Genomic DNA, 11621 nt, shown 5'->3' with positions numbered 1-11621 from the left:
GCAACATTCTGGAAAGCCCCCCCCTTGGCGACCCCGTCCCTGGGGGCCTCCTCGCGGGCAGTACCTGTGGCGACAGCACCTGTGGCGGCGTCGGCGGAGGCCGCCGCCGACGCCGCCACGGAGTCTTCGGAGCCGGCCTGCGCGGGCACGCCCGCCTCGGCCGTCGCGGGCTCGTCCCCGCGGATCAGCGCGGCCGCGGCGGCCGCTTCGTCCACCGACCGCAGCGCGGCGGTGAACTCGGCGTTCATCAGCTGCCGGGCCAGCGACGACAGGATCGTCAGGTGGGCGTCGTCGGCACCGGCCGGCGCGGCGATCAGGAAGATCAGGTCGGCGGGGCCGTCCGCCGCGCCGAAGTCGATGCCAACGGAGCTGCGTCCGAAGGCGAGCGTGGGCTCGGTGACGTGCTCGCTGCGGCAGTGCGGGATGCCGATACCGCCGTCGAGGCCGGTCGGCATCTGCGCCTCGCGCGCGGCCACGTCGGCGAGGAAGCCGTCCAGGTCGGTCACCCGGCCCAGGGCCACCATGCGCTCGGCGAGGGCACGCGCCGCCGCCTCCTTTGTATCGGCGGACAGGTCGAGGTCGACCAGGTCCGCGGTGATCATGTCGCTCATCGCGGGCTCCTTCGCACGCGTATCGCCCGGCACTGGGGGTGGGCGAGAGGGGGGACGGGGGTGCTGTGGGGGGTGACGGGAGTGGTGGAGGCGGGGCCGGGGAAACCCCGCCTCCTCGGGGCGGCGGGGCGGCTCAGGTTGCCCCCCGTCCCGTCCGACGCGACGAGTAACAGGGAGCCTCGCCGCTCCAGGGCGGATCGTCGGGCCGTCGTCGCTGCGCGGACGCTCATCCCACCGGCTCCTTCAATACGCGATCCATCGGCACGTCCGCCGTGACCGTCACCACAGCGGGGTCCAGGTCACCCGGCTTCGGCATCTCACTGCCCGGCAGCTGTACGGCGGCGGCGCCGTGTGCGACGGCGGAGGCGAGCGCGTCGGGCCCACTGCCGCCGGCGATCAGGAAGCCGGCGAGCGAGGAGTCGCCCGCGCCCACGTTGCTGCGGACCACGTCTACCCGCGCGCTGCCGAACCAGGCGCCGTGGGCGTCCACGAGCAGCTGCCCGTCGGCGCCCAGGCTCGCCAGGACGGCACCGGCGCCCATCTCGCGCAGTTCCTCGGCCGCCTTCACCGCGTCGCCCACCGTGGCCAGGGAGCGCCCGACGGCCTCCGCGAGCTCCTCGGCGTTCGGCTTCACCACGTCGGGCCGCTCGCGCAGCGCCGCGAGGAGGGCGGGGCCGGAGGTGTCCAGCGCGATGCGGGTGCCCGCGGCGTGCGCCCGGGCGACCAGGTCGGCGTACCAGGAGGGGGCGAGTCCGCGCGGCAGGCTGCCGCAGCAGGCGATCCAGGCGGCGTCGCGGGACTGCTCGCGCACGGTCTCCAGGAGCAGTTCCTGCTCGGCGGCGGACAGCTCGGGCCCGGGAGCGTTGATCTTCGTCAGGACCCCGTCCGACTCCGCGAGCGCGATGTTCGAGCGGGTGGCCCCGGCGACCGGCACCGGCGCGACCTCGATGCCCTGCGCGTCGAGCAGATCGGCGACGAGCGCGCCCGGTGCACCACCCAGGGGCAGGACGGCGACCGTACGCTGCCCGGCGGCCGCGACGGCGCGGGAGACGTTCACACCCTTGCCGCCCGGGTCCATGCGCTCGCCGGTGGCGCGGATGACCTCGCCACGGTCGAGGGACGGAACCTCGTAGGTGCGGTCCAGGGAGGGGTTCGGGGTGACGGTGAGGATCATGCGCGCACTACTTCCGTGCCGCCGCGCTCGATCGCGACGGCGTCTTCGGGGCTCAGCCCGCTGTCGGTGATCAGCAGGTCCACGTCGCTCAGGTCGGCGAAGCGGGCGAAGTGCTGCTGGCCGTGCTTGGCGGAGTCGGCGAGCAGCACCACGCGGCGGGCGGCGGCGACAGCGGCCTGCTTCACCGCGGCCTCGGCGAGGTCGGGGGTGGTCAGACCGTGCTCGGCGGAGAAGCCGTTGGCCGCCACGAAGAGGACGTCCGCGCGGATCTCGCCGTACGCGCGCAGCGCCCAGGCGTCCACGGCGGCGCGCGTACGGTGCCGTACGCGCCCGCCGACGAGGTGGAGCTGGATGCCGGGGTGGTCCGCGAGGCGGGCCGCGATCGGCAGGGAGTGCGTGACGACGGTGAGCTCGGCCTCCAGCGGGAGGGCGGCGGCAAGGCGCGCGACCGTCGTACCGGCGTCGAGGATCATCGTGCCCTCGGTGGGCAGCTCCGCGAGGGCCGCCTTGGCGATGCGGTCCTTCTCGTCGGCGGCGGTGGACTCGCGCTCGGCGATGTCCGGCTCGAAGTCGAGCCGGCCGACCGGGATGGCCCCGCCGTGCACCCGGCGGACCAGGCCGGCGCGGTCGAGGGCCTTCAGGTCCCGGCGGATCGTCTCCGCCGTGACCTGGAACTCCTCGGCCAGCGACACGACATCCACCCGCCCGCCGTCACGGGCGAGCCGGAGAATCTCCTGCTGCCGCTCCGGTGCGTACATGTCCGTTCGCCTCCGACCGATGCCCGAACGTGTGGTTTCGATGGGAGGCTACGCCCGGATTTCCAGAAAGTAAACAGGTTCGGGCTTCACTCGGACATGAACGGACTCCACCCCACGGACTTGGGAGCGGGCTTGGGAGCGGGCTCGGAGCGAACTCGGAGCGGGCTCAGCCCACCAGTTCGGACGTCCGCTTCCCCGCCGGCAGCCGCTCCTCGGCCGCGTCCTCGGCCGCACCCTCGATGTGCTGCGCAGGGCGCTTCGGCAGGGCGAACATCAGGATGAAGATGGTGGCCAGGACCGCGGCGACCCAGCCGAGCGCGTGCTGGAAGGCGTTCACGAACTGGGGCCCCACCTCGGCGGAGGCCGGGTGGTCGTCGATGACCCCGAAGAAGACCACCGAGACCAGGCCGAGGCCGAGGGCGTTGCCCATCTGCTGCACGGTGTTGATGAGGCCGGACGCCGAGCCGGCGTGTTCGCGGGGGACCTCCGAGAGGACCGCGTCGGTGAGCGGGGCGACGATCAGGCCCATGCCGACTCCCATCACGACCAGCGGGAGAGCCATCTGCCAGGAGGCGATCCCCATGCCGTACCGGTCGGACTCCCAGATGTAGAGCAGGACGCCCGCCACCATCACCAGCGCGCCGGCCTGGAGCACCTTGCGGCCGAAACGCGGGACCAGCTTCTGGACGGACATACCGGCCGCAGTCGAGACGGCGATCGAGAAGGGCACGCCGGTCAGGCCCGCGCGCAACGCGCTCCAGCCGAGACCGATCTGCATGTACAGCGTCCAGACCAGGAAGAAGACACCGAGCCCGACGCCGAAGACGGTCTGCACCGCGATGCCGGCCGCGAAGCTCTTCACCTTGAACAGGGACAGTTCGATCAGCGGGGAGCCGTCCCGGGCGGCCTTGCGCCGCTCGTACGCCACCAGCGCCCCGAAGACGACGACCGAGCCGGCCATGGAGAGGTGTCCCCACAGCGGCCAGCCCAGCTCACGGCCTCGGGTGAGGGGGTAGAGCAGCATCAGCAGGCCCAGGGTGACGAGGGCGACCCCCACGAGGTCCAGCTTCAGCGCCCTGGGGGCCTTGGACTCGGTGATGAAGCGGGAGCCGAGGACCAGGCCCACGATGCCTACCGGCAGGTTGATCAGGAATATGGGCCGCCATTCGAGGCCGAAGAGGTTCCACTGCGTGAGCAGCGCGCCGAGCAGCGGGCCGGAGACCGCGCCCAGGCCGACGATCGCGCCGAAGAGCCCGAAGACCTTGCCGCGCTCGTGCGCCGGGAAGGTGGCGTGCACGATCGACAGCACCTGCGGCACCATCAGCGCCGCCATCGCGCCCTGGAGGATGCGGGAGGCGACCAGCATCTCCGGGTTCGCGGCGAGGCCGCAGAGCGCGGAGGCGAGGGTGAAGCCGCCGATGCCCACGAGGAAGAGGCGCTTGCGCCCGTGGATGTCACCGAGCCGGCCGCCGGTGATCAGGCCCGCGGCGAAGGCGAGGGCGTAGCCCGCGGTGATCCACTGGATCTGGCTGAAGGACGCGCCGGCGTCGCGCTGGATCGACGGGATCGCGATGTTGACGATCGTGACGTCGACGAGGTCCATGAAGGCCGCGGTCATCACGATCGCCAGGGCGAACCAGCGCCGACGGTCGCCCGTGGCGGCGGTTCCGCCCTTGCCGCCTGTGGTGCGGGTGGTGTCCGTTGAGGTCATGGATCGAACTTAGAACGGCAGTAGGTCTGATCGTGACCTACATATGCGCGATTCTCACTCTCATGACAACGGACACTCCGGCTCGACTCCTCCAGCTACTGTCCCTGCTCCAGACGCCCCGTGAATGGCCCGGCGGTGAGCTCGCCGACCGGCTCGGGGTGTCCCGTCGTACCGTGCGGCGGGACATCGACCGGCTGCGGGAGCTGGGTTATCCCGTGCAGGCGAGCATGGGGGCGGACGGGGGGTACCGGCTGGTGGCGGGCAAGGCGATGCCGCCGCTCGTGCTGGACGACGAGGAGGCGGTGGCGATCGCGGTCGGGCTGCGCGCGGGCGCCGGGCACGCGCTGGAGGGCGTGGACGAGGCGTCGGTGCGGGCCCTGGCCAAGCTGGAGCAGGTGCTGCCGTCCCGGCTACGGCACCGGGTGACCACGCTGCAGGCCGCGACCACGCCGCTGACCAGCGGGGACGGGGCGAGCATCGCGCCGGAGACGCTGACCGTCATGGCGGCGACGGTGGCCGGGCGGGAGCGGTTGCGCTTCGCCTACCGCGCCGGGGACGGGAGTACGTCACGGCGGCTGACCGAGCCGTACCGGCTGGTGTCGACCGGGCGTCGGTGGTACCTCGTCGCCTACGACCTCGATCGCGCGGACTGGCGGACGTTCCGCGTCGACCGGGTGAGCGAGCCGTTCGCCACCGGGGTGCGGTTCGCTCCGCGGGAGGTGCCGGAGGGGGACGCGGCGGAGTATCTGCGGCGGTCCATCCGGCGGCGGCAGGACCCGCACGAGGCGGAGTACGACTTCGATGTCACCTTCCGGGCACCGGCGGAGGTCGTCGCCACACGGTTGTGGGGGGCGATGGGCAGGCCTGAGCCGGTGGAGGACGACGAGGGGGCGTGCCGGTTGCGGGGGCGGACGGCGGATCCGGTGGAGTGGGTGGCGGTTCGGCTCGCCGTCGTGGGGTGCGAGTTCTCCGTACGGGAACCCGCCGAGTTGAGGGAGTGTGCACGGGAGTTGGGGGGCCGGCTGAGTCGCGCCGGGGGCGGTGGGTGAGACGGCCACCGGCCCGCGTGCCGTGAGGCGTGGCACAATCTGGCATTCGGGCGGGTCACCCCGTGGTTCAGGTACGGGGTGACCCGCCTGCGTCGTGCGCGGCCCCGGCTGCGTGGTGGCGCCCGCGCGCCTTGCGGTGGGGAGAAAGAAAGAGCCGGGCCCCGCCGCCCGGGGGGAGGGGCGCCGGAGCCCGGCTCGGGGAGAGTCCCGGCGCCGGGGGGGGATTGCGTCGGGACTTGGATCAGGGGCCCTGGGGATGTCCTGGGGTCGAACTGCCGTGTCGTGGATTCTTGTTCCCGGACACGGGGCTTTGAAGCGGCGTTACATCGCCATGTTTGCGCGGGCTTTCGCCACCCGGCGTACGCCATCGGCGCGCACCCGCATCGTGCGCCTCGGAGTGCCTCTCCCGTGCCGAGCCGACGCCCGTCAGTCGGCGCCGGCCCATGGCACTCGGCTCACGCCGCCGCGTCGAACCCGGTGTCGCGGGCCAGCTTCTTCAGCTCCAGCAGGGCGTGCTTCTCGATCTGGCGGATGCGCTCACGGGTCAGCCCGTGCTCCTTGCCGACCTCGGTCAGCGTGCGCTCACGGCCGTCCTCGATGCCGTACCGCATCTTGATGATGGAGGCCGTGCGCTGGTCGAGGCGTCCGATGAGGTCGTCGAGTTCCTCGCTGCGCAGGAGGGTGAGGACCGACTGCTCGGGGGAGACCGCCGACGTGTCCTCCAGGAGGTCGCCGAACTGGGTCTCGCCCTCGTCGTCCACCGACATGTTCAGCGAGACGGGGTCACGGGCCCAGTCGAGGACGTCGATCACACGCTCCGGGTTGGAGCCGAGCTCCGCGGCGATCTCCGCGGGCTCCGGGTCGCGGCCGTTCTCCCGGTTGAACTCGCGCTGCACGCGCCGGATCCGGCCGAGCTCCTCCACGAGGTGGACGGGCAGACGGATCGTGCGGGACTGGTCGGCTATCGAGCGGGTGATCGCCTGACGGATCCACCAGGTCGCGTACGTCGAGAACTTGAAGCCCTTGCGGTAGTCGAACTTCTCGACCGCGCGGACCAGGCCGGCGTTGCCCTCCTGGATCAGGTCGAGCAGGGGCAGACCGCTGCGGGGGTAGCGGCGCGCCACGGCGACGACCAGGCGGAGGTTGGAGCGGATGAAGACGTCCTTGGCCCGCTCTCCCTCGGCGACCAGGGCCTCGAGCTCCTCACGGGTGGCGTCCGTCTTGGACTCCTCGTACCCTTCGAGGACCTGTCGCGCGAATACGCCCGCTTCGACGGTCTGCGACAGCTCGACCTCCTTGGCGGCGTCGAGCAGCGGTGTGCGCGCGATCTCGTCGAGGTACATGCCGACCAGGTCGCGGTCGGCGATCTCGCCGGCGTGGGCGCGAACACTGCTTGCCGAGTCGGCCGTCTCGCCGGTGGCGGACTGACGACGGGCGACGGCACGGGTTGCCATGCGTGCTCCCTTGCGATGGTGGGTCAGCGGGTGGTCCTGGGGCTACCGGACACCTGTCTTTGTCTTCGGCGCTCGGAGCGCTCTCTGACTCCTGAACGCTCCGGACTCTCGTCGAGTGCCCTGCATCCGAAGGAAACAACGACTGGAATCAGGACAGAATTCCCAACGGGCACCTCGTTTTTTCTGATCATGCAGTACCCTGTCCGGCCACACGAGGAGGACCGATGCCGCCAGAGCATACAGAGCTGCAGGTCAGACCAGGAGTCGAGGCGGACCTCGACGCCCTCACGGACCTCTACAACCACTACGTACGTGAGACGGCCATCACATTCGATACCACCGTCTTCACTGCGGAAGAGCGCCGCCCCTGGCTGCTCTCCCACCCTGAAGACGGGCCGCACCGACTGATGGTTGCCGTGGCCACGGACTCACAGGAGATTCTGGGCTACGCCACATCCAGCCCTTACCGACCGAAGGCCGCCTACTCGACCTCCGTGGAGGTCACGGTCTACGTCGCCCCGCACGCCGGCCGCCGAGGCATCGGCACGCTCCTGTACAAGGCGCTCTTCGAGGCGCTCTCCGGCGAGGACCTGCACCGCGCCTACGCGGGCATCGCACAGCCGAACGAGGGATCCGTCCGGCTGCACGAGCGCTTCGGCTTCCAGTACGTCGGCACGTACCGCGAGGTGGGCCGCAAGTTCGGCCGCTACTGGGACGTGGCCTGGTACGAGAAGGAGCTGTAGCCGTCTCGGGTCCGGCACGGCTCGCCTCAGCCGAACTGCACCGACCGCTTCGCCATGCCCATCCAGAAGCCGTCGATCACCGACCTCTGCGCGTCCAGCTCACCGCTGACCTCCGCCGCGCCCATGGTCACGAAGAGCGGGGCGAAGTGCTCGGTGCGCGGGTGGGCGTAGCGGCCGGCCGGGGCCTTGTCGAGGAAGTCGAGCAGGCCGTCCCAGTCGCGGGACTCCAGCGCCCGGCGGCCCCAGTCGTCGAACTCCGAGGACCAGGTCGGCACACCCGGGCCGGTGTGGCGCAGGGCGGCGAGGTTGTGAGTGAAGAAGCCGGAGCCGACGATCAGCACGCCCTCGTCACGCAGGGGCGCGAGCCTGCGGCCGATCTCCATCAGCTTCACCGGATCGAGGGTCGGCATGGAGACCTGGAGCACCGGGACGTCGGCTTCGGGGAACATCTCCACCAGCGGGACGTAGGCGCCGTGGTCGAGGCCGCGGTCCGGGATGTCCTGCACGGGCATACCGGGGGCGCGCAGCAGCTTGCGTACGGATTCGGCCAGCTCGGGTGCGCCCGGGGCGTCGTAGCGGACGCGGTAGTAGTGCTCGGGGAAGCCCCAGAAGTCGTAGACGAGGGGGACGGGCTGGACGGCACCGAGGGCGAGGGGGGCTTCCTCCCAGTGGGCGGAGACCATGAGGATCGCCTTGGGGCGCGGCAGGTCGGCGGACCAGGCGGCGAGCTGACCGGGCCAGATCGGGTCGTCCGCCAGCGGCGGCGCGCCGTGGCTCAGGTACAGGGCGGGCATGCGCTCCTGGGTGGCGGCGGACATGACGGCGACTCCTTCCGGAGGATCAGGGCTCGGAGGATCAATGCTTGAAACCTAAAGCTTTACCTTGCACAGTACAGCCAGTTTGTTCAAGTTTCAAGGACGCAGCCTTTACAGTGGGATACATGAACACGGCACCCGCATCCGCTGAACAGCCGCAGTGGCTCACCGCCGAGGAGCAGCGCGTCTGGCGCTCCTACCTGCACGCCACCACCCTCCTCGAGGACCATCTCGACCGCCAGCTCCAGCGTTACGCGGGCATGCCGCACATCTACTACGGCCTCCTCGTGGGCCTCGCCGAGGCCCCGCGGCGGCGGCTGCGCATGACCGAGCTGGCGATGAAGTCGAAGATCACCCGCTCCCGGCTCTCCCACGCGGTCGCCCGCCTGGAGAAGAACGGCTGGGTGCGGCGCGAGGACTGTCCCTCCGACAAGCGCGGGCAGTTCGCGGTGCTGACGGATGCCGGCCTGGAGGTGCTGCGGCTGACCGCGCCGGGCCATGTGACGGCCGTACGGCAGGCGCTGTTCGACCGGCTCACCCCGGAACAGCAGAAGTCCCTCGGCGAGATCATGCAGATCGTCGCCGAGGGACTCCAGCCCAACGAAGCGGGCGCGGACCTGCCCTGGCTGCGCTGAGCCGCTCACTCAGTCAGCCGGGGCAGGTCGTATATGCGTTCGTACGGAGCGTCCCCTTCCCCGTACGCACGAAGGGCCCGAAGGGGTACGACGGGACGGCCGCCGTCAGTGGGCGACGACCGGCACCGCCAGCTCGTCCTCGACGCCCTCGCCGGAGCCCGCCACCGTGGTGCCGTCCGGCCGGCCGGCGTTGACGAAGACCACCACGATCGCGGCGGCGAGCACCAGCATGCCGACGGCGAACCAGATCGCGTTGGTGTAGCCGTGCACCATGCCCTGCAGCTGGACCATCTGCTGCTGGGACTTGGACGTGGCGCCCCCGATGTGGTCCGTGATGTACGACGTCGTCGCCGAGGCGGCGATCGTGTTCAGCAGCGCCGTACCGATCGCGCCACCCACCTGCTGCGAGGTGTTGACCATCGCGGAGGCGACACCGGCGTCCCGGGGCTCGACGCCCAGGGTGGCCAGGGACATGGCCGGCATGAACGCCGTACCCATGCCGAGGCCGAGCAGCAGCATCGACGGCAGAACGGTCGACGCGTACGACGAGCCGATCTCCAGCTGGGTCAGCAGGAGCATGCCGCTCGCGGCGACCAGGAAGCCGGGGCCCATCAGCAGCCGGGCCGGGACCCGGGTCATCAGGCGGGTGCCGATCTGGGTCGAGCCGACCATCATGCCGACGATCATCGGCATGAAGGCGAAGCCGGTCTCGATCGGCGAGTAGCCCTTCACGATCTGCAGGTAGTAGGTGAGAAACAGGAACGTGCCGAACATCGCGATGATGGCGATGCCGAGCGAGAGGTAGATACCGCCGCGGTTGCGGTCGGTGACCACGCGCAGGGGCAGCAGCGGGGCCTTGACCTTCGCCTCGGTGACGACGAAGGCGACGAGCAGCAGCGCGGAGGCGACGAACAGGCCGACCGTCATCGAGTCGCCCCAGCCGTCGGACTCGGCGCGGGTGAAGCCGTACACCAGGGAGACCAGGCCGAGGGTGGACAGGACCACGCCCGGGATGTCGAGCGGGGAGCGGTTGCGGCCGCCCTCCGGCTCCCGGATGACGAAGTACGCGCCGGCCGCCGCGGCGATCGCGAACGGGATGTTGACGAAGAACGTCCAGCGCCAGTCCATGTACTCGGTCAGCACACCGCCGAGGATGAATCCGACGGCGCCGCCGCCACCCGCGATCGCACCGTAGATGCCGAACGCCTTGGCGCGCTCCTTGGCGTCGGTGAACATCACGGCGAGCAGGGAGAGCGCGGCGGGCGCGAGCAGCGCGCCGAAGACGCCCTGGAGGGCGCGGGCGCCGAACATCATCGCCTCGTTGGTGGCCGCGCCACCCAGCGCGGAGGCCGCGGCGAAGCCGACCAGGCCGACGACGAAGGCGTTCTTACGGCCCCACAGGTCGGCGATGCGGCCACCGAAGAGGAGGAGTCCGCCGAAGGCGAGGGCGTAGGCGGTGACGACCCACTGCCGGTTGCCGTCGGATATGCCCAGGTCCTGCTGGGCGGAGGGCAGGGCGATGTTCACGATGGTGGCGTCGAGGACGACCATCAGCTGGGCGAGCGCGATGAAGACGAGCGCTTTCCAGCGGTTGGCGTCCGGGACGCCGGGAGCCTTTACGGCTGTTTCAGACATGGAGGTACCCACTTCGGGACTTCGTGACGGAAGAGAACGTCGTGAGGACGTCGTTCAGGGACGACTCGGCGGCCGAGGCGACCGCGAGCTGTGTGGTGCTGGTGTGTGGTGCCGCTGTGGTGGTGCTGGTGCGTGGTGACTCGGGTGGTGCCGAGAACTAATCGGTCAGGCATCGGCCAGGCATCGGTCAGGCATCAGTCAGGGCTGTGATCAGTACTGCGATCGGTGCTGCGATCAGGAGTTGCGCAGGTCCTCCAAGGTCACGGCCGCGCCCGGCAGGGTGGAACGGGCCGGGGCCCGCAGTCCGTCCAGGAACAGCTGAAGATGGCGGTGTACGAAGCGGTCGGCGTTGAAGCAGGCCGTACCGGCCGGAGGTCGGCTGAGCTGGGCCACGGCGACGAACAGGTCGCCGACGTCCACGTCGGCGCGGAGCTGTCCGGCCGCCTTGGCGCGGCCCATGACCTCCTGGATGATCCGCTCGACCCCCTCGCGCGCGGCGACCAGGTCGGCGTGGTTCTCGTCGAACGTGCTGGAGAGCATCGGGCACAGTGCGCCGATCCGCTCGTCGGCGGCCACGTGCACGAAGCGTTCCAGCGCCTCGAACGCGTCGCCGTTCTCGGCGAGGGCGATCTCGGCGGCCCGCGCGGTGCGGTCCATGACCGAGCAGACGACCTCGCGCGCGAGCGCGTCGCGGTCCGGGAAGTTGCGGTACACCGTGGCATTGCCGACGCCGGCCCGGCGGGCGATGTCGTCGAGCGGCACATCGGGGCCGAACTCGGTGAACATCTCCCGGGCGGCGGCGACGATCCGCTCCCGGTTGCGCAGGGCATCGGCGCGCGGCCGGGATGCCTTGCGCTGCTCGGGGGGCGCGGTCTGCACGGCGTACTCCTAGGTGAACGGGCTGGGCTGTCCGGGTCGGCGATCCGGGGAGAGGATCCCCGTTTCACTCGGACACATAGCTAAACGGGGAATCAGTCCCCGGAATTTCCCCCACCGCCCCCCATTTCTTGTGACCCGAGTCACACCCCACGGGTGG

The 11621-nt window shown here is 70.9% G+C and carries 11 protein-coding genes; 3 read left to right on the top strand and 8 right to left on the bottom strand.

All coding sequences use genetic code 11. The annotated features are described in order from the left end of the window. The 4 genes from AC067M_RS11905 to AC067M_RS11890 form a co-directional block, all read right to left on the bottom strand. On the bottom strand, positions 1–611 hold a 611-nt coding region (locus AC067M_RS11905), incomplete at its 3' end, for a PTS sugar transporter subunit IIA (protein WP_478696848.1). A 226-nt stretch (positions 612–837) separates the two neighbouring features. Then, positions 838–1785, bottom strand: a complete 948-nt coding sequence (gene pfkB / locus AC067M_RS11900; protein ID WP_478696847.1) for a 1-phosphofructokinase — start codon at positions 1783–1785, stop codon at positions 838–840. Further along, positions 1782–2543, bottom strand: a complete 762-nt coding sequence (locus tag AC067M_RS11895; protein WP_478696846.1) for a DeoR/GlpR family DNA-binding transcription regulator — start codon at positions 2541–2543, stop codon at positions 1782–1784. Before AC067M_RS11895 ends, pfkB begins: the two co-directional genes overlap by 4 nt. A gap of 166 nt (positions 2544–2709) precedes the next feature. Then, positions 2710–4254 (bottom strand): MFS transporter, encoded by a 1545-nt coding sequence (locus AC067M_RS11890; protein WP_478696845.1) that lies wholly within the window; start codon positions 4252–4254, stop codon positions 2710–2712. 62 nt (positions 4255–4316) lie between these two features. Here AC067M_RS11890 and AC067M_RS11885 point away from each other — a divergent pair, with 62 nt between their 5' ends. Further along, positions 4317–5303, top strand: coding sequence for a helix-turn-helix transcriptional regulator (locus AC067M_RS11885; protein WP_478696844.1), 987 nt, complete (start codon positions 4317–4319; stop codon positions 5301–5303). 455 nt (positions 5304–5758) lie between these two features. Here AC067M_RS11885 and AC067M_RS11880 read toward each other — a convergent pair whose 3' ends face one another. Next, on the bottom strand, positions 5759–6757 hold the full coding sequence (locus AC067M_RS11880; protein ID WP_478696843.1) for a sigma-70 family RNA polymerase sigma factor: 999 nt from the start codon (positions 6755–6757) through the stop codon (positions 5759–5761). 224 nt (positions 6758–6981) lie between these two features. Between AC067M_RS11880 and AC067M_RS11875 the strand changes: the two genes are divergently transcribed. Next, complete coding sequence (locus AC067M_RS11875; protein WP_478696842.1) at positions 6982–7500, top strand: N-acetyltransferase family protein; 519 nt, start codon at positions 6982–6984, stop codon at positions 7498–7500. 26 nt (positions 7501–7526) lie between these two features. On the opposite strand, the gene AC067M_RS11870 is transcribed toward AC067M_RS11875, so the two are convergent. Continuing rightward, entirely contained in the window at positions 7527–8318 is a 792-nt protein-coding gene (locus tag AC067M_RS11870; RefSeq protein WP_478696841.1) for a dioxygenase family protein, read from the bottom strand. 122 nt (positions 8319–8440) lie between these two features. On the opposite strand from AC067M_RS11870, the gene AC067M_RS11865 reads away from it, so the two are divergent. After that, positions 8441–8950 carry a MarR family winged helix-turn-helix transcriptional regulator gene (locus AC067M_RS11865; RefSeq protein WP_478696840.1) on the top strand — a complete coding sequence of 170 codons (510 nt, stop codon included), beginning with the start codon at positions 8441–8443 and terminating at the stop codon, positions 8948–8950. Between the two features lie 105 nt (positions 8951–9055). Here AC067M_RS11865 and AC067M_RS11860 read toward each other — a convergent pair whose 3' ends face one another. Together AC067M_RS11860 and AC067M_RS11855 are read right to left on the bottom strand one after the other, a co-directional pair. After that, a complete protein-coding gene (locus AC067M_RS11860) occupies positions 9056–10585 on the bottom strand; it encodes an MFS transporter (protein ID WP_478696839.1) in 1530 nt (509 codons plus the stop codon). A gap of 234 nt (positions 10586–10819) precedes the next feature. Continuing rightward, complete coding sequence (locus AC067M_RS11855) at positions 10820–11464, bottom strand: TetR/AcrR family transcriptional regulator (protein WP_478696838.1); 645 nt, start codon at positions 11462–11464, stop codon at positions 10820–10822. Between the last annotated feature and the right edge of the window lie 157 nt (positions 11465–11621).

The organism is Streptomyces sp. NPDC043427 (assembly GCF_056436655.1).
This window is presented reverse-complemented; position numbering and strand designations above follow the sequence as displayed.

Bases quoted from the DNA above. Each gene is read 5' to 3' on its own strand.
- pfkB (WP_478696847.1), bottom strand. From the start codon at position 1,785: ATGATCCTCACCGTCACCCCGAACCCCTCCCTGGACCGCACCTACGAG.
- AC067M_RS11875 (WP_478696842.1), top strand. From the start codon at position 6,982: ATGCCGCCAGAGCATACAGAGCTGCAGGTCAGACCAGGAGTCGAGGCG.
- AC067M_RS11865 (WP_478696840.1), top strand. From the start codon at position 8,441: ATGAACACGGCACCCGCATCCGCTGAACAGCCGCAGTGGCTCACCGCC.
- AC067M_RS11880 (WP_478696843.1), bottom strand. From the start codon at position 6,757: ATGGCAACCCGTGCCGTCGCCCGTCGTCAGTCCGCCACCGGCGAGACG.
- AC067M_RS11860 (WP_478696839.1), bottom strand. From the start codon at position 10,585: ATGTCTGAAACAGCCGTAAAGGCTCCCGGCGTCCCGGACGCCAACCGC.
- AC067M_RS11885 (WP_478696844.1), top strand. From the start codon at position 4,317: ATGACAACGGACACTCCGGCTCGACTCCTCCAGCTACTGTCCCTGCTC.
- AC067M_RS11890 (WP_478696845.1), bottom strand. From the start codon at position 4,254: ATGACCTCAACGGACACCACCCGCACCACAGGCGGCAAGGGCGGAACC.
- AC067M_RS11870 (WP_478696841.1), bottom strand. From the start codon at position 8,318: ATGTCCGCCGCCACCCAGGAGCGCATGCCCGCCCTGTACCTGAGCCAC.
- AC067M_RS11895 (WP_478696846.1), bottom strand. From the start codon at position 2,543: ATGTACGCACCGGAGCGGCAGCAGGAGATTCTCCGGCTCGCCCGTGAC.